We start from the raw sequence: 13984 nt of genomic DNA on the forward strand, positions 1-13984 counted from the left end.
CCGGTCTCCTTATATCGCTTCGTCAGTTGTGGGCGTGCAGGGGCTTGCCGGCCAGAGCCAGGAAGGCCTCTCCGAGAGCTTCGTTCTGCGTGGGGTGAGCGTGGACGAGCGCGGCGACGTCTTCGGGGTAGGCCTCCCAGTTGACGATGAGCTGGCTCTCGCCGATGAGCTCACCGACACGGGCGCCGATCATGTGGACGCCGACGACGGGGCCGTCCTTCTGTCGGACGAGCTTGATGAATCCCTGGGTCGCAAGGATCTTGCTCTTGCCGTTGCCCGCGAGATTGTAGTCGAGCGTCTCGACGGAGTCGGCTCCGAACTTCTCCTTCGCCTTCGCCTCGGTGAGACCGACAGACGCGATCTCCGGGTCGGAGTAGGTGACACGGGGGATGCCTGACTCGACGATCGGGGCGGGGTCGAGACCGAGGATCTGCTCTGCGACGAAGATGCCCTGGGCGAACCCGCGGTGCGCGAGCTGGAGGCCAGGAACGATGTCTCCGACTGCCCAGATGTTGCCGACGCCCGTGTGCAGCTTCTCGTCGGTGATGACGAAGCCGCGGTCGATGGTGACACCCTGCGCCTCGAAACCGAGGTCGGCGGTGCGTGCGCCGCGGCCGACGGCGACGAGCATGAGCTCGGCGTCGAAGGTCTTGCCCGACTCGAGAGTCACGTGGACACCGGTGTCGTTCTGCGTGACGTTGGCGAAGCGGTCACCGAGGTTGAAGGCGATGCCGCGCTTGCGGAACGCACGCTCGAGGGCCTTGCTCAGGGACTCGTCCTCGTTGGGGACCAGGTGGGGCAGGCCCTCGATGATGGTGACGTCGGCTCCGAAGGAGCGCCAGACGCTCGCGAACTCCGAGCCGATGACGCCGCCACCGAGCACGATGACCGACTTGGGCACGTAGTCGAGCTTGAGGGCGTGCTCGGACGTGATGACGCGTCCGCCGATCTCGAGCCCTGGGAGCGAACGCGAGTAAGAGCCGGTGGCAAGGACGACGTGCTTGCCCGTATAGCGCTTTCCGTCGACCTCGACGGTGTCCTTCGAGACGAGCGTGCCGTAGCCCTCGACGAGGGTGATGGCACGGGACTTCACGAGTCCCTGGAGTCCCTTGTACAGGCCTGAGACGACCCCGTCCTTGTACTTGTTGACACCGTTCATCTCGATGCCCTTGAACTCTGTCAGGACACCGAAGTGGCTTCCGTCGCGGGCGTTGTCCGCGAGCTCTGCGGCGTGCAGGAGGGCCTTGGTCGGGACGCAGCCGTAGTGGAGGCACGTGCCACCGAGCTTGTCTGCCTCGATGATGGCGACCTTCTGGCCGAGCTGAGCGGCGCGGAGAGCAGTGGCGTAGCCTCCGCTCCCTCCGCCCAGGACGACGATGTCGAAATCGGTGCCGGGGGTCTCGGGCACGTGCAGCTCCTTAGGCGCTTTGGATGTGATACCTGTCCATCTTGTCATCAAGGAGACGCAGTCCATAGCGCAACGCGTCAGATACGGCCTCTGCGCGGTGTGATCCTCAAGACACCTGCTCACTGTATGCGGCGGGCGGCACGACGGCTCGTTGTCGGCCTCGGCACGCGATGTAGTCTGCGGGGATGTCACGACTGTCCTGGCTCTTCGGCCGCCGGACCGGCAGGGACCGCGACGGATCCGGCGAGCCGGAGTCCGAGAGCGCCCGTCGGCGCCGCACGCGAGAGCACCTCGCGGAGTTCACCGCCACCCGCGTAGGGGTGGAGGCCTACATCGAGCCGCCGACGGTCGACGAGCCGACGAGCGTCCTGTTCATCGCGACGACGGGGGAGTGGACGCGTCGTCGCGTCCCCGATGCGTCGACTGCTCGAGCGATCGCCAAGGATCTGAGCATCCCGGTCTACGACGTGAACTTCACGGGCTACCCGCAGCGGATGCGTGACTGGAACTCAGCACGTCGACGGAACCAGCGCGAGAGTCGCGGGAGCTAGCCTCGCGCGCCCGATCGATGATCGACGGGCGCGCGAGACACGTGTCGGGCTGATCGGGTCAGCCGGCAGCCTGCGCTTCGAGGAACGCGAGCATCGTGCGGACGCCCACGCCGGTGCCGCCGACAGGCGTGTATCCGTGAGCCGAGCCTTCGTTGAAGGACGGGCCTGCGATGTCGAGGTGCGCCCACGGGAAGTCTCCCGCGAACTCCTGAAGGAACAGGCCGGCGACGAGCATGCCGCCGAAGCGCTCTCCCATGTTCGCGATGTCGGCGACCGGCGTGTCCATCGACGCGCGGAGCTCGACGGGCAGCGGCATCGGCCAGAACTGCTCACCTGAGCCCGTCGCCGCGTCGACGACGGCGGACCGGACAGCCTCGGTCCCCATGACGGCGGAGACGCGGTTGCCGAGAGCGACCATCTGCGCACCGGTGAGGGTGGCGATGTCGAGGATGATGTCGGGGTTCTCTTCGCCGGCGGCCACGAGACCGTCGGCGAGGACGAGACGGCCCTCGGCATCGGTGTTGAGGACCTCGACCGTCTTGCCGCCGCGGATGGTGATGACGTCTGACGGCCGCTGGGCCGTTCCGGACGGCATGTTCTCAGCGAGGCAGAGCCAGCCGGTCACCGCGACCGGGAGACCGAGATGAGCGGCTGCGAGCACGGTGTGGAGCACTGCCGCCGCTCCGGACATGTCTGACTTCATCGCTTCCATGCCCTTGGCAGGCTTGATGGAGATGCCGCCCGAGTCGAACGTGATGCCCTTGCCGACGAGGGCGATCTTGGCCTTTGCGCGGGACGGCGCGTAGGTGAGCTTGACGAGCCGGGGACCGCGCGAGGAACCGAGCCCGACGCCGAGCAGCCCGCCGTAGCCGCCAGCAGTGAGCGCCTTCTCGTCGAGCACGCTGATCTTGATGCCCGTGCCGCGGACGGCAGCACGCGCGATGTCCGCGAACGCCGCGGGGAAGAGGTCGTTCGGCGCGGTGTTGACCAGGTCGCGGGTCCCGTGGACGGCCTGCGCCACGATCGCAGCGCGCTCACCGGACTTCTTCACGGCTGCCTGCTGTGCGAGCGGTGTGACGACCGAGATCTTCGGGACGGGGCTCCCCGCCGTCGCGGCGGCGCCCGTGCGGTACGTGCGGAACGCGTAGGCGCCGAAGAGGGCGCCCTCGGCCACGGCAGTGACGTCTGACTCGTCTGTCGTGGGCAGGGCGAGCGCTACGGAGGCGAGCCCTGCGACGGAGCGGACCGCAGCACCGGCGGCGCGACGCAAGGCCTCGGGAGTGGTCGTGTCCGTCGATCCGAGACCGGTCAGGACGAGCACCTTGGCGCCGAGGCCAGCAGGCGCGGGGATACGGAGCGTCGTGTCGGCGTCGGCGCTGGCGCCGAGGACCGTCAGGTCGACGGCCGCGCGTACCTCGTCGGGGAACGCATCGACCGAAGCGATCGTCAGTCCCTTCGGAGTCGTGACGACACCTACGACGAGTGCGTCGACGTTGATGGAACGAAGGTCTGATGTGGTGAAGGTAAGGTCTGGCACCCGACGATGGTAGCGCTCCTACCGGGCGGTAACCTCGTCGTGTGTTTCCACCGCTGACGTACCTCATCGTGCTCGCTTGCCTCGTCCAGGCGGGGTGGGCTGCTTGGTTCGTGATGAAAGATCGGGCCGTGATGCTCAGACAGCTCTGGGGCTGCGCTGTCGTCGAGGGGCTGCTCCTCGTGCAGGCGATCGTCACCGCGGGCCTCCTCCTGCTCGGCTCCTACGGTCACGTGGAGGTCTGGGAGCTCTGGGGGTATCTCGTGACGGCGCTCCTCGTCCTTCCCCTCGCAGCCGCGTGGGCGTTCGCCGAACGGACGCGCTGGAGCTCGGTCGTCATGCTCGTGGCCGCTCTGACCGTGGCGTTCCTCGAGTGGCGGCTCGTGCAGATCTGGTCTGCGTGATCGCCGTCTCGTGTCGTCCGGCGACGAGAGCGGCGCGATAATGGGTAGGGGTCGAGCCGACGGCCCGCGGACGATCGCCGACTGCGAGGACACGTGAGCGTGCTGGACAAGACACCTGACCGCGCAGACCGTGCCGACTTCGGCGCACCGCGTACCGGAAGCGGCTTCGGACGGCTCTTGGTGCTCGTCTACGGCACCCTTGCCGTCGCGGCGACAGCCAGGGCGACCTACCAGCTGGCGTCGCACGGCGGTGACGCGCCCCTCGCCTATGGACTCTCTCTGGCTGCTGGCGTCGTGTACGTGGTCGCGACCCTTGCCCTCGCCCGTGGCACGGCCCGGTGGCGACAGGTCGCCTGGGCTGCGTGCAGCATCGAGCTGGTCGGCGTCCTCTCGGTCGGCGTCGCGACGCTCGTCGACGATGCGGCCTTCCCCGACGCGACCGTGTGGTCGTCGTTCGGCAGCGGCTACGGATATGTGCCGCTCGTCCTGCCCGTCATCGGCCTCGTCTGGCTGTGGCGGACCCGCGAACCATCCCTGAAACCCCGAGCAGAGGAACACTGAGCGACGATGGTCTACCACTTCTTGTTCTCCACCGTCCTGTGCCGCATGGATCCGGAGCGTGCGCACACTCTCGCGTTCCGCGCGATCTCGCTGGCCGGACGCGTGCCGGTTCTCAACGGGATCGTCCAGGGCGCGCTGGCCCCATATCTCCAGCGCGAGGGCGTCCAGGTGTTCGGGCGGCGGGTCCCAGGGGTGTTCGGGCTGGCCGGCGGGTTCGACAAGAACGCTGAGGCAGTCCGTGGGCTGACGATGCTCGGGTTCGGGTTCATCGAGATCGGGACCGTCACCGCGCGTGCGCAGCCCGGAAACGACAAGCCCCGCGCGTGGCGAGAGGTCGAGCTCGGAGGCCTGCGCAACCGGATGGGCTTCAACAACGACGGAGCAGAGGCGGTCGCCGAGCGCTTGCGGAGCCTCCGCTCGACCGTGGCGGGTCGTGCCGTCTTCGTCGGTGCGAACATCGGGAAGTCTAAGGTCACCCCTGCGGAGGAAGCAGCCGCGGACTATGCCACGAGCGCGAGCCTGCTCGCACCGCTGGCCGACTACCTCGTCGTCAACGTCTCGTCACCGAACACACCTGGGCTGCGTGACCTCCAGGCGGTCGACTCGCTCCGTCCGATCCTCGTCGCGGCGCGCGAGGCGGCCGACCGCGCCACCGAGGCTGCCGGTCGGCCACGGACGCCGTTGCTCGTGAAGATCGCCCCCGATCTCGCGGACCCAGACATCGACGCGGTGGCCGACCTCGTCCTCGAGCTCGGTCTCGACGGCGTCGTCGCGGTGAACACGACGATCCAGCACGACCTGGGGGAGGGCGGGCTATCGGGACGCCCGCTCCTCGACCGCGGGATCGACGTGGTGCGTCGGCTCCGAGGCCGACTCGGGCCGGTCCCGGTCATCATCGGCGCAGGCGGGATCTTCGACGTCCGTGACGCGCAGGCCTATCTCGACGCCGGGGCCAACCTTGTCCAGGGATACACCGGGCTCATCTACGAGGGTCCGCTCTGGGCACGTCGGATCAACCGGGGACTCGCCCGATGATCCGTCCGCAGTGGGTGTGGGAGATGCTCGGACCTGAGGGGACGCCGCTCACGGCGCCGGTCAGCCCGGTCTTCACCAATCGCTTTGATGCAGAGCAGTGGCTCGGTGGACTCTGGCGAGATCTCGCGGGGGACGGGGTCCGCACTGCGCACCTGCTCCACGACGGGTTGCAGGCCGCACCCGCCGTACGGCTGTCGACCGAGCTGTCGCCGGCACACGGCTGACGGGCTGCAGCCCAGAGGCCCGGGCCGCACCGCTGGATTCCATGCGATGCGGTCCAGAGGTCCGCAGGGTCTACGACAACCGGCTCGCCGGGGCTCCTTCGGCGGTCTTCCCGGCGTGCCGTTCGACTGCGTCGCCGAGGATCTCGTCGATCCTGTTCCGCAGCTCGACCGGGATCTCGACACCGGACGCCTTGACGTTCTCGGCGACCTGCTCTGGCCGAGACGCCCCGATGAGGGCCGCTGAGACGTTCGGGTTCTGCAGCACCCACGCGACGGCCAGCTGCGCGAGGCTCAGCCCGAGCTCGTCGGCGACAGGGCGCAGCGCCTGGACCCGGTCGAGCACGTCGTCGCGGAGCCATCCCTTGATGAACTGTGCTCCACCGTTCGTGTCTGTCGCGCGAGAGCCGATGGGAACAGGCTGTCCCGGGAGGTATTTACCGGTGAGCACTCCCTGTGCCACCGGCGACCACACGATCTGAGAGATACCGAGCTCGCTCGACGTCGGGACGACCTCCGGCTCGATGACGCGCCAGAGCATGGAGTACTGCGGCTGGTTGGAGACGATCCGGAAGCCGAGCCCCTTCGCCAGCTCTTGCCCGGCGCGGAGCTGGTCAGCGGTCCACTCGCTCACACCGATGTAGAGCGCCTTGCCCTGGCGGACGATGTCTGCGAACGCCTGCATCGTCTCGTCGAGCGGAGTCTCTGTGTCGAACCGGTGGGCCTGGTAGAGGTCGACGTAGTCGGTCCCCAGGCGTCGCAGCGAGCCGTTGACGGACTCCATGATGTGCTTGCGAGAGAGCCCGGTGTCGTTGGGGCCGCCGGGGCCTGTCGGGAAGTAGACCTTGGTGAAGATCTCGAGCGACTCGCGTCGCTGGCCCTTGAGCGCGTCGCCGAGAACCTGCTCGGCGGCCGTGTTGGCGTAGGTGTCCGCGGTGTCGAACGTAGTGATCCCGGCGTCGAGAGCAGCGTGGACGCACCGGGTAGCAGTGTCGTTCTCGACCTGCGAGCCATGCGTGATCCAGTTGCCGTACGTGATCTCAGAGACCTTGAGCCCTGAGCTGCCGAGGTAGCGGTAGTTGACCATTCCTCGACACTAGCGAGCGGCTGGAGGAGGCGCACCCGGCGGGAAGGCCAGGTTTCAGGCCGGGAACTCGCCGTGCTTGACCTGCGGCTTCGGCAGCCGCGCACGCCGGATCTGGAATGCTCGCATGATCGCGTACAGCGCCGTCCCGCGGATGAGCTTCTCGGCTCCGAAGGTCGCGACGAGCCGCTTCTTGAGCGTGCGCCACATGATGAACGCGTCGATGATCGCGATGAGGACGACGACGTAGAGGCCGAGGATGGCGCCCAGGGCGAGCGCCGGGGCTTGGTTCGAGAAGAGGGTGATGACGAGGAACGCCATCGCGAGGAAGAGGAAGTACTCCCCGACGTTCCAGCGGGCGTCCACGTAGTCGCGGATGTATCGGCGGACCGGTCCTTGGTCGCGGTAGGGCAGGTGCTTCTCGTCGCCAGTCTGCATCGCCTGGTACTCGCGGTCGCGGACCGCGCGCTTCTTCTCGCGGTCGGCCTTCGCTGCTGCACGGCGGTCGTCCGGCACGAGGGGGCGCTTGTTGGCCGCCTGAGACTGCTTGCGCGTCGGCGTCGGGCGTCCTTTGCCGACGGACTGCTCGATGGCAGCGGCGTCGGCAGCGGCGTCGGTGGCGGACGAGTCGTCTGAAGGCTTCTTGCGTGAGAACACGACGTCATCGTAGTCGACGCAGCACAGGCCCCCGAGCGCGATACGGTGCTGTGATGAGCGATCCTCTCAACCTCCGTGCCCGTGTGACCTCCCTCTTCCCGGCACTGCGTGCCGACCTCGAGGCACTTGTCCGCATACCGAGCGTCTCGGCGCCGGCATTCGACCAGGCCCACGTGGCGCGCAGCGCCGAGGCCGTCGCCGAGCTCCTGCGCGGTGCAGGCATGCCCGACGTCCAGATCCTCACAGCCGGCGGCTCTCGTCCGGCCGTGGTCGCCCGCCGTCCCGCACCTGACGGCGCGCCCACGGTCCTTCTCTACGCGCACCACGACGTGCAGCCGCCGGGGAGCGACACGGAGTGGCAGACGCCGCCGTTCGAGCCGGCGGAGCGGTCCGGACGCCTCTACGGGCGAGGCGCGGCAGACGACAAGGCCGGGATCGTCGCTCACGTCGGGGCGCTGCGTGTGCTCGGCGACGACCTCGCTGTCGGCGTCACCGTGTTCGTCGAGGGCGAGGAAGAGATCGGCTCGCCGACGTTCGGCGCGTTCCTCGCGGAGTACGAGGACCTGCTCCGCGCCGACGTCATCGTCGTCGCTGACTCCTCCAACTGGAAGGTCGGGGTCCCTGGCCTCACGACCTCGCTGCGTGGTCTGGTCGACTGCGAGGTCGAGCTGACGATCTTGTCGCACGCCGTGCACTCCGGGATGTTCGGCGGCCCGGTGCTCGACGCGATCACGCTGCTCTCCCGCCTCGTCGCCACGCTCCACGACGATGACGGCACGGTCGCGGTGGCCGGGCTCACGCACGCGCCGGACCCTCTCGTCGACTATGACGAGGCGGACTTCCGCGCCGACTCGGGACTCGTGGAGGGTGCGGTTCTCGCCGGCACGGGCCCGATCTCAGCACGGATGTGGACCCGGCCAGCACTCTCGGTCATCGGCTTCGATGCGCCGAGCGTCGCGCTGTCGTCCAACACGATCGCGCCGCGCGCGACCGCGAAGCTCTCGTTGCGGATCGCGCCAGGTCAGGACCCCGTGGCTGCGCTCGGTGCGCTCCGCGCTCACGTGGAGGCGAACGCCCCGTTCGGCGCGCACGTCGATGTTCGTGACGGTGAGCTCGGGCGTCCGTTCCAGGCTCCGGGCGACTCGCCCGCGATGCGTGCCGCACGCAGCGCCTTCGAGGATGCGTGGGGTACCCCGCCCGTCGACATCGGGATCGGTGGATCCATCCCGTTCATCGCCGACCTGCTCGAGGTCTACCCCGACGCGGCCATCCTTGTGACCGGGGTCGAGGACCCGGACTCGCGAGCCCACGGGGCAGACGAGTCGGTACACCTCGGCGAGCTCGAGAAGGTCGTCCTTGCGGAGAGCCTGCTGCTCGAGCGCCTGGCCCGGCCGACCTCCTAGCAGTCGCTGCCGCTGGGCTCACCGCGAGAGCGCAGCCCAGCGGCGGTGTGTCGCTCAGCGATGGGCGACGTCGACCGCGCGGGCCCACGCGAGCACGTCGTCAGGCAGGTCCGGGCTGATCATCCCTGGACCGGCGAGCAGGTCGGCGATCTGCTGGGCCGGGATGCGCACTCCACCCTTGCCGAGGAACCGTCCGGCGATGAGTCCGCGCGCGGCCAGCTGCCCGCGGGTGGTCACGACCTGTTCGAGGTAGACGATGCGCTCGTCCCAGCCGACGACCCCGCTCGTGATCTCGACGGGTTCCCAGAGCACCAGAGACCTCTTGTACTTCACGGTCGAGGCGGCGACGACCGGGTACCAGTGCTTCTCGTTGAGGTGTGGCATGCCGCCGCAGTCGGCGAGGAGGTTCGACCGGGCGGTGTCCATCATGTTGAGGTACACCGCGTTGTTCACGTGGAGATAGATGTCGAGGTCCCCGGGGCCTACGCGGGTGCGGGTGGTCGACGGATCGAGGATCGTCTGACCCGGGACTGCCTTCCGTGGGCGGAAGGTGGCGAGTGCGAGTCTGATCTGGCGGGTCACCGAGACAGGTTACTACGGGTAGTCGGCACCAGGCAGGCCTCAGAGGCCAGGGAGCGCGAGCATCTGGTCGAGCGCGACGCGGGCCCAGTGGGCGTCGTCGGCATCGACGACGACCTGGTTGACGACCCGGCCGGCGACGAGGGACTCCAGGGTCCACACCAGGTGGGGGAGATCGATGCGGTTCATCGTCGAGCAGAAGCACACGGTCGAGTCGAGGTAGTGCACCTGCTTGTCCGGGTGCGCCTGCGCGATGCGTCGGACGAGGTTGAGCTCGGTCCCCAGCGCCCATGCCGACCCAGGCTCTGCAGCGTCGAGCCGACGGATGATGTACTCGGTCGAACCGACGTAGTCCGCTGCCTCGACGACCTCGTTGGTGCACTCCGGGTGGACGAGGACGTTGACCCCAGGAACTGCTGCTCGGATGTCGTGCACGTTGCGCACGGAGAATCGCCCGTGCACAGAGCAGTGCCCGCGCCAGAGGATCATCCGCGCGTCACGCAGCTGGTCGACAGACAGCCCACCGCCTGGCTTGCGCGGGTCGAAGACGACACAGTCGTCGGCTGTCAGCCCGAGACCCAGGAGAGCGGTGTTGCGTCCGAGGTGCTGGTCGGGCATGAAGAGGACCTTGCCGGAGCCATCGATGCCGCCGACACGGTCGAACGCCCAGCGCAGCGCCACCTCGGCGTTCGAGGACGTGCAGACGGTTCCGCCGTGCCGGCCCGTGAACGCCTTGATGGACGCGGTCGAGTTCATGTACGTCACCGGGACGGTCTCGTGCGCGACGCCCGCGTCGACGAGCACGTCCCAGCACTCCTCGACCTGGTCGATCGCGGCCATGTCAGCCATGGAGCACCCGGCGGCGAGGTCGGGCAGGAGCACCTGCTGCGTGTCCGACGTGAGGATGTCTGCGCTCTCCGCCATGAAGTGCACCCCGCAGAAGACGATGAACTCTGCCTCAGGGCGTGCCGCCGCCTCGCGAGCGAGCTTGAACGAGTCGCCTGTCACGTCCGCGAACGCGATGACGTCGTCGCGCTGGTAGTGGTGGCCGAGCACGAACGCGCGGTCGCCCAGGGCCTCGCGTGCGACGCGCGCGCGCTCGACGAGGTCGGGGGAGCTCGCAGGCGGCAGCTCGCCGGTGCACTCCACCCCACGTTCGGACGCCAGGTCGGCGCCTTGTCCGAGGAGCAGGAGGGCTGGTGAGGGAGCGGGTTCGGCGAAGGACGAGTTCAGCAGTGTGCTCACAGGCCACATCGTCTCATAGAGGCATGCGACATCTTGGTGGCGGGGGATGGAGCAGGATGGTCCTATGCACGTGCTCATCGCAGCCGACGCCTTCGGCGCCACTCTCGGTCCACGCACCACCGGCGACGCTCTGGCTGCGGGCTGGGCGCGTGGTGCGCCGCACGACACCGTCGAGGTGCGCCCGCTGTCGGACGGAGGGCACGGGTTCGTCGCTCTCGTGGGGGACGCCCTCGGTGTCCGTCCGGAGCCGGACGGCGTCCTCGTCGTTCCAGGGACCCACGGGACGTCCACCGTGTACATCGACGGACATGGATGCATTGATGCAGGTCGATCCTCAGCGTGGCTCGCTGAGCAGATCGAGCACGCGCTCTCCCTCGGTGCGACAAGGATCGTCGTCGGCCTCCCTGGTCCGCACGAGACCGTGCGCGGACCTGACGCCGGAGCGGCGCTCCTCGGTGCGCTCGGTGCCCTGGCACCGGAGCGCCACGGTCGTTGGACTGGCCGTCTCGGGGCCGTGACCGCCTCTGACCTCGGAGGGCTCGCCGCGGTGCGCGAGCGGCTGCGGGGCGTCGACCTCGTCGGCGCGACGGCATCGGACGTCCCGCTGCTCGGGCTGCACGGTGCGAGCGCGAGCGCGGCAGCAGCCGGAGTCCTCGGTGCGCAGGAGGCGCACGACCTGGAACGGGAGATCGGGCACTTCGCCCACGTCGTGCGCGGGATCCTCGCGCCCCTGGCCGACCTCCGGCGTCCCTTGCCGCTGGCCGGATCGACGCGCGGGGACGGCGCCCGCGCGGACGTGGCACGCGCGCTCACCACCGGTGCAGGCACGGGCGCCGCAGGCGGTCTGGGCTTCGCCCTCTGCGCTCTCGGTGGACGCCTCGTCCCTGGCGCCGACGTGTTCGGCGACACTGCTCGGGTGAGTGAGCGTGCCGAGCGTGCGGATCTCGTCCTCACCGCACGCGGTGAGCTGGACGGGTCGTCGTTCCAGGGGTCGGCCCTCGCCGTGGCCGTGCGTGCGGCAGCGCAGTGGGGTGTGCCGTGCCTCGCTGTCGCGGGGACGAGCCTCATGAGCAGGCGCGAGCAGGCGTCCGCCGGCCTCAGTGCACTCTCCGAGCTGCACGCGGGAGAGACGCCGGCGACCGGCGACCCGCGGGGGACGGTCGAGGACCTCGACGCTCAGGCTGAGCGGCTCGCGCGGACGTGGTCGCCGGCACGGCTGGTCACACGCACGTAGCCGCCGGATCGTCGTCAGGGCTTAGGCTGGTGGAACAAAACACGTCGACGCGCGGTTGAGACCGACGCAGAGCAGCACCCGAGGCGCCCCGGCGCGCGGACGCTCTCTCGATGACTGATCATCAGTTCACCAGAATTCTTCTGTGGGGAGACACCATGAGCGAGACCACCGAGACTGCCACCCACGGGGTGCTGCTGAGCGACTTCGCGGCGCAGAAGATCCGCGACCTGCTCGAGCAGGAAGGTCGCGACGACCTGCGGCTGCGTGTCGCGGTCCAGCCTGGCGGCTGCTCCGGCCTCATCTACCAGCTGTACTTCGACGAGCGTGTGCTCGACGGTGACGCGCTGCGCGACTACTCGGGCGTCGAGGTCGTCGTCGACAAGATGAGCGTCCCGTACCTCGAGGGCGCGACGATCGACTTCGCGGACACGATCGAGAAGCAGGGCTTCACGATCGACAACCCCAACGCCGGCGACGGCTGCGCGTGCGGCGGATCCTTCAGCTGATCGCGGACGGCCGGACGACCCGGCCGCACGAACGATGACAGGAAGGCCTCGGCGAGATCTCGCCGAGGCCTTCCTGCATCTGGCTCCGGCTAAGGTCCCTCGCCGAGGCGCACCCGCGTGACGAGGCAGTCCGTCCCGTCGATCTCCTGGAGGGCCGTGCTCTCCACGACGTGCCCCCGCATCCGTGCCCAGGCGGGCACGTCGTGCGCAGCAGCAGGATCGGTCGACCAGAGCGTGAGCACGCTCCCGCCCTGCAGCGAGCTCGCCGTCTTGGCCAGGCGGATCACCGGCAGCGGGCAGCGCAGGCCTCGAGCATCGACGAGGAGGGCGTCCTCGTTCTCGTCCATCGTCACAGCCCGTCCACCCCGAGGTTCGACCGCACGTGGGCGACGACGACAGGCAGCGCGGCGAGGAAGCGCTCGATGTCGTCGTCGCTCGTCGTGTCGTCGAGCACGATCCGCGCGTTGCCGTGCGTGAGGACACCCATGGCTGCGAGCACGTGGCTCGGCTCTGTGGCCGCGGATGCGCACGCCGATCCTGACCCGACCGTGAAACCGGCCTTGTCGAGCTCCGTGACGAGCGCCTCGCCGTCGACGAAGAGGCAGGAGAAGGTCATGACGTGCGGAAGCCGGTCGACGTCCGGGCCCACGATCTCGACGTCCGGCACGAGCTGGGGGATGCGTGTCCTCAGGCGATCGACGAGCCGCCGGTGCCGAGCGGAGGTGGCTGCACGCTCGTCGTCTCTGGCCTGGAGCGCCACGGCCGCGGCGAACGCGGCCGGGACGCTCACGCCTCCCGGGAACCACCGGTCCGGGTCGTCCGGCCACGTGGGGCTCCAGCGGACCTGCTGGCGCACGGCGAGAACACCCACCCCGGACGGTCCGCCCCAGTCGGCAGGGTCTGCTGCCAGCAGGTCCCAGCTGTCGTCCATCGCGACATGGCCCACCGCGGCGCCTGCGTCGACGAGGAGCGGGACCTTGGCCGCGCGAGCCGCGTCGAGAGCCTGCCCGACGGGTTGGATGGTCCCGACCTCGCCGTTCGAGTGCTGGAGCGCCGCGAGGGCGATGCCGGGGCCGGCGACCGCGTCCGTGAAGCGGTCGACGTCGACCTGGCCCAGACGGTCGACGGGCACGAGGTCCGTCGACGCGGCGGCATGCCCTGCCGCCGACAGCACGACAGCCCGCTCGACCGCGGACACGACGACGGTGCTCCCGGTGCGTCGACGCCCGTGCACCGTGGCAGCGACCGCGGAGTGCAGGGCGACCGTGTGCGACGGCGCGAGGTGGATCTCTCCGGTCCTCGCGCCCAGAGACGCAGCGAGAGCCTCGCGGGCACCGGCGAGCAGGGTCGCGGCACGCCGGGACTCGGAGTACAGGCGCCGGGGATCAGACCATCCGTCGTCGACCGCCTGGAGGAAGGCCTGCCGTGCCAACGGGTGGAGACGAGCGTTGCCTCCGGCGTCGAGGTGGACACGGTGGGACGGGAGAACAGGGTCGGCGCTCACCACGCCACCGTAGACCGCTCTCACCAGGCACGGAGGGCCGAGTTGGTGACAGAGCGGC

The 13984-nt window shown here is 69.2% G+C and carries 16 protein-coding genes; 8 read left to right on the forward strand and 8 right to left on the reverse strand.

Annotated elements, in window-relative coordinates; all coding sequences use genetic code 11:
- Positions 1-22: 22 nt before the first annotated feature.
- Complete coding sequence (gene lpdA / locus ATL42_RS03655) at positions 23-1408, reverse strand: dihydrolipoyl dehydrogenase (protein ID WP_098454193.1); 1386 nt, start codon at positions 1406-1408, stop codon at positions 23-25.
- A gap of 185 nt (positions 1409-1593) precedes the next feature.
- Between lpdA and ATL42_RS03660 the strand changes: the two genes are divergently transcribed.
- The gene (locus ATL42_RS03660; protein WP_098454194.1) at positions 1594-1959 is read left to right on the forward strand and encodes an oxidoreductase; all 366 of its coding nucleotides are present in this window, start codon (positions 1594-1596) and stop codon (positions 1957-1959) included.
- Positions 1960-2017: 58 nt separating this feature from the next.
- Here ATL42_RS03660 and ATL42_RS03665 read toward each other — a convergent pair whose 3' ends face one another.
- Positions 2018-3496 carry a leucyl aminopeptidase gene (locus ATL42_RS03665; RefSeq protein WP_098454195.1) on the reverse strand — a complete coding sequence of 493 codons (1479 nt, stop codon included), beginning with the start codon at positions 3494-3496 and terminating at the stop codon, positions 2018-2020.
- 128 nt (positions 3497-3624) lie between these two features.
- On the opposite strand from ATL42_RS03665, the gene ATL42_RS03670 reads away from it, so the two are divergent.
- From ATL42_RS03670 to ATL42_RS03685, 4 genes are all read left to right on the forward strand, one after another.
- Positions 3625-3897: a hypothetical protein gene (locus ATL42_RS03670; RefSeq protein ID WP_342748092.1), complete on the forward strand. Its 273-nt coding sequence runs from the start codon at positions 3625-3627 to the stop codon at positions 3895-3897.
- Positions 3898-3990: 93 nt separating this feature from the next.
- Positions 3991-4458 carry a hypothetical protein gene (locus ATL42_RS03675; RefSeq protein ID WP_342748093.1) on the forward strand — a complete coding sequence of 156 codons (468 nt, stop codon included), beginning with the start codon at positions 3991-3993 and terminating at the stop codon, positions 4456-4458.
- A 6-nt stretch (positions 4459-4464) separates the two neighbouring features.
- Complete coding sequence (locus ATL42_RS03680; RefSeq protein ID WP_098454197.1) at positions 4465-5493, forward strand: quinone-dependent dihydroorotate dehydrogenase; 1029 nt, start codon at positions 4465-4467, stop codon at positions 5491-5493.
- Positions 5490-5717: a hypothetical protein gene (locus ATL42_RS03685; protein WP_098454198.1), complete on the forward strand. Its 228-nt coding sequence runs from the start codon at positions 5490-5492 to the stop codon at positions 5715-5717. Before ATL42_RS03680 ends, ATL42_RS03685 begins: the two co-directional genes overlap by 4 nt.
- 70 nt (positions 5718-5787) lie before the next feature.
- Here the strand turns inward: ATL42_RS03685 and ATL42_RS03690 are convergent, their stop codons facing one another.
- Both ATL42_RS03690 and ATL42_RS03695 read right to left on the reverse strand, forming a co-directional pair.
- The gene (locus ATL42_RS03690) at positions 5788-6801 is read right to left on the reverse strand and encodes an aldo/keto reductase family protein (RefSeq protein WP_098454199.1); all 1014 of its coding nucleotides are present in this window, start codon (positions 6799-6801) and stop codon (positions 5788-5790) included.
- Positions 6802-6855: 54 nt separating this feature from the next.
- A complete protein-coding gene (locus tag ATL42_RS03695; protein ID WP_098454200.1) occupies positions 6856-7455 on the reverse strand; it encodes a DUF3043 domain-containing protein in 600 nt (199 codons plus the stop codon).
- Positions 7456-7508: 53 nt separating this feature from the next.
- Here ATL42_RS03695 and ATL42_RS03700 point away from each other — a divergent pair, with 53 nt between their 5' ends.
- The gene (locus ATL42_RS03700) at positions 7509-8858 is read left to right on the forward strand and encodes a dipeptidase (protein ID WP_098454201.1); all 1350 of its coding nucleotides are present in this window, start codon (positions 7509-7511) and stop codon (positions 8856-8858) included.
- 54 nt (positions 8859-8912) lie between these two features.
- On the opposite strand, the gene ATL42_RS03705 is transcribed toward ATL42_RS03700, so the two are convergent.
- Together ATL42_RS03705 and nadA are read right to left on the reverse strand one after the other, a co-directional pair.
- Positions 8913-9440 carry an acyl-CoA thioesterase gene (locus tag ATL42_RS03705; protein WP_098454202.1) on the reverse strand — a complete coding sequence of 176 codons (528 nt, stop codon included), beginning with the start codon at positions 9438-9440 and terminating at the stop codon, positions 8913-8915.
- Between the two features lie 39 nt (positions 9441-9479).
- A complete protein-coding gene (gene nadA / locus ATL42_RS03710; protein WP_098454203.1) occupies positions 9480-10691 on the reverse strand; it encodes a quinolinate synthase NadA in 1212 nt (403 codons plus the stop codon).
- Positions 10692-10746: 55 nt separating this feature from the next.
- On the opposite strand from nadA, the gene ATL42_RS03715 reads away from it, so the two are divergent.
- Positions 10747-11916: a glycerate kinase gene (locus ATL42_RS03715; protein WP_169925330.1), complete on the forward strand. Its 1170-nt coding sequence runs from the start codon at positions 10747-10749 to the stop codon at positions 11914-11916.
- A 155-nt stretch (positions 11917-12071) separates the two neighbouring features.
- Entirely contained in the window at positions 12072-12422 is a 351-nt protein-coding gene (locus ATL42_RS03720) for a HesB/IscA family protein (RefSeq protein WP_098454205.1), read from the forward strand.
- Between the two features lie 89 nt (positions 12423-12511).
- On the opposite strand, the gene ATL42_RS03725 is transcribed toward ATL42_RS03720, so the two are convergent.
- Together ATL42_RS03725 and ATL42_RS03730 are read right to left on the reverse strand one after the other, a co-directional pair.
- A complete protein-coding gene (locus ATL42_RS03725) occupies positions 12512-12769 on the reverse strand; it encodes a sulfurtransferase TusA family protein (RefSeq protein ID WP_098454206.1) in 258 nt (85 codons plus the stop codon).
- A 2-nt stretch (positions 12770-12771) separates the two neighbouring features.
- On the reverse strand, positions 12772-13926 hold the full coding sequence (locus tag ATL42_RS03730; RefSeq protein WP_098456299.1) for a cysteine desulfurase family protein: 1155 nt from the start codon (positions 13924-13926) through the stop codon (positions 12772-12774).
- Positions 13927-13984: the final 58 nt, after the last annotated feature.

Origin of the sequence: Sanguibacter antarcticus (genome assembly GCF_002564005.1) — a bacterium.
Taxonomy (GTDB): domain Bacteria; phylum Actinomycetota; class Actinomycetes; order Actinomycetales; family Cellulomonadaceae; genus Sanguibacter; species Sanguibacter antarcticus.

Excerpts from the sequence above, each read along its gene's own strand:
- ATL42_RS03660 (WP_098454194.1), top strand. The coding sequence starts at position 1,594 with ATGTCACGACTGTCCTGGCTCTTCGGCCGCCGGACCGGCAGGGACCGC.
- ATL42_RS03680 (WP_098454197.1), top strand. The coding sequence starts at position 4,465 with ATGGTCTACCACTTCTTGTTCTCCACCGTCCTGTGCCGCATGGATCCG.
- ATL42_RS03685 (WP_098454198.1), top strand. The coding sequence starts at position 5,490 with ATGATCCGTCCGCAGTGGGTGTGGGAGATGCTCGGACCTGAGGGGACG.
- ATL42_RS03690 (WP_098454199.1), bottom strand. The coding sequence starts at position 6,801 with ATGGTCAACTACCGCTACCTCGGCAGCTCAGGGCTCAAGGTCTCTGAG.
- ATL42_RS03700 (WP_098454201.1), top strand. The coding sequence starts at position 7,509 with ATGAGCGATCCTCTCAACCTCCGTGCCCGTGTGACCTCCCTCTTCCCG.
- nadA (WP_098454203.1), bottom strand. The coding sequence starts at position 10,691 with ATGTGGCCTGTGAGCACACTGCTGAACTCGTCCTTCGCCGAACCCGCT.
- ATL42_RS03715 (WP_169925330.1), top strand. The coding sequence starts at position 10,747 with ATGCACGTGCTCATCGCAGCCGACGCCTTCGGCGCCACTCTCGGTCCA.
- ATL42_RS03720 (WP_098454205.1), top strand. The coding sequence starts at position 12,072 with ATGAGCGAGACCACCGAGACTGCCACCCACGGGGTGCTGCTGAGCGAC.
- ATL42_RS03725 (WP_098454206.1), bottom strand. The coding sequence starts at position 12,769 with ATGGACGAGAACGAGGACGCCCTCCTCGTCGATGCTCGAGGCCTGCGC.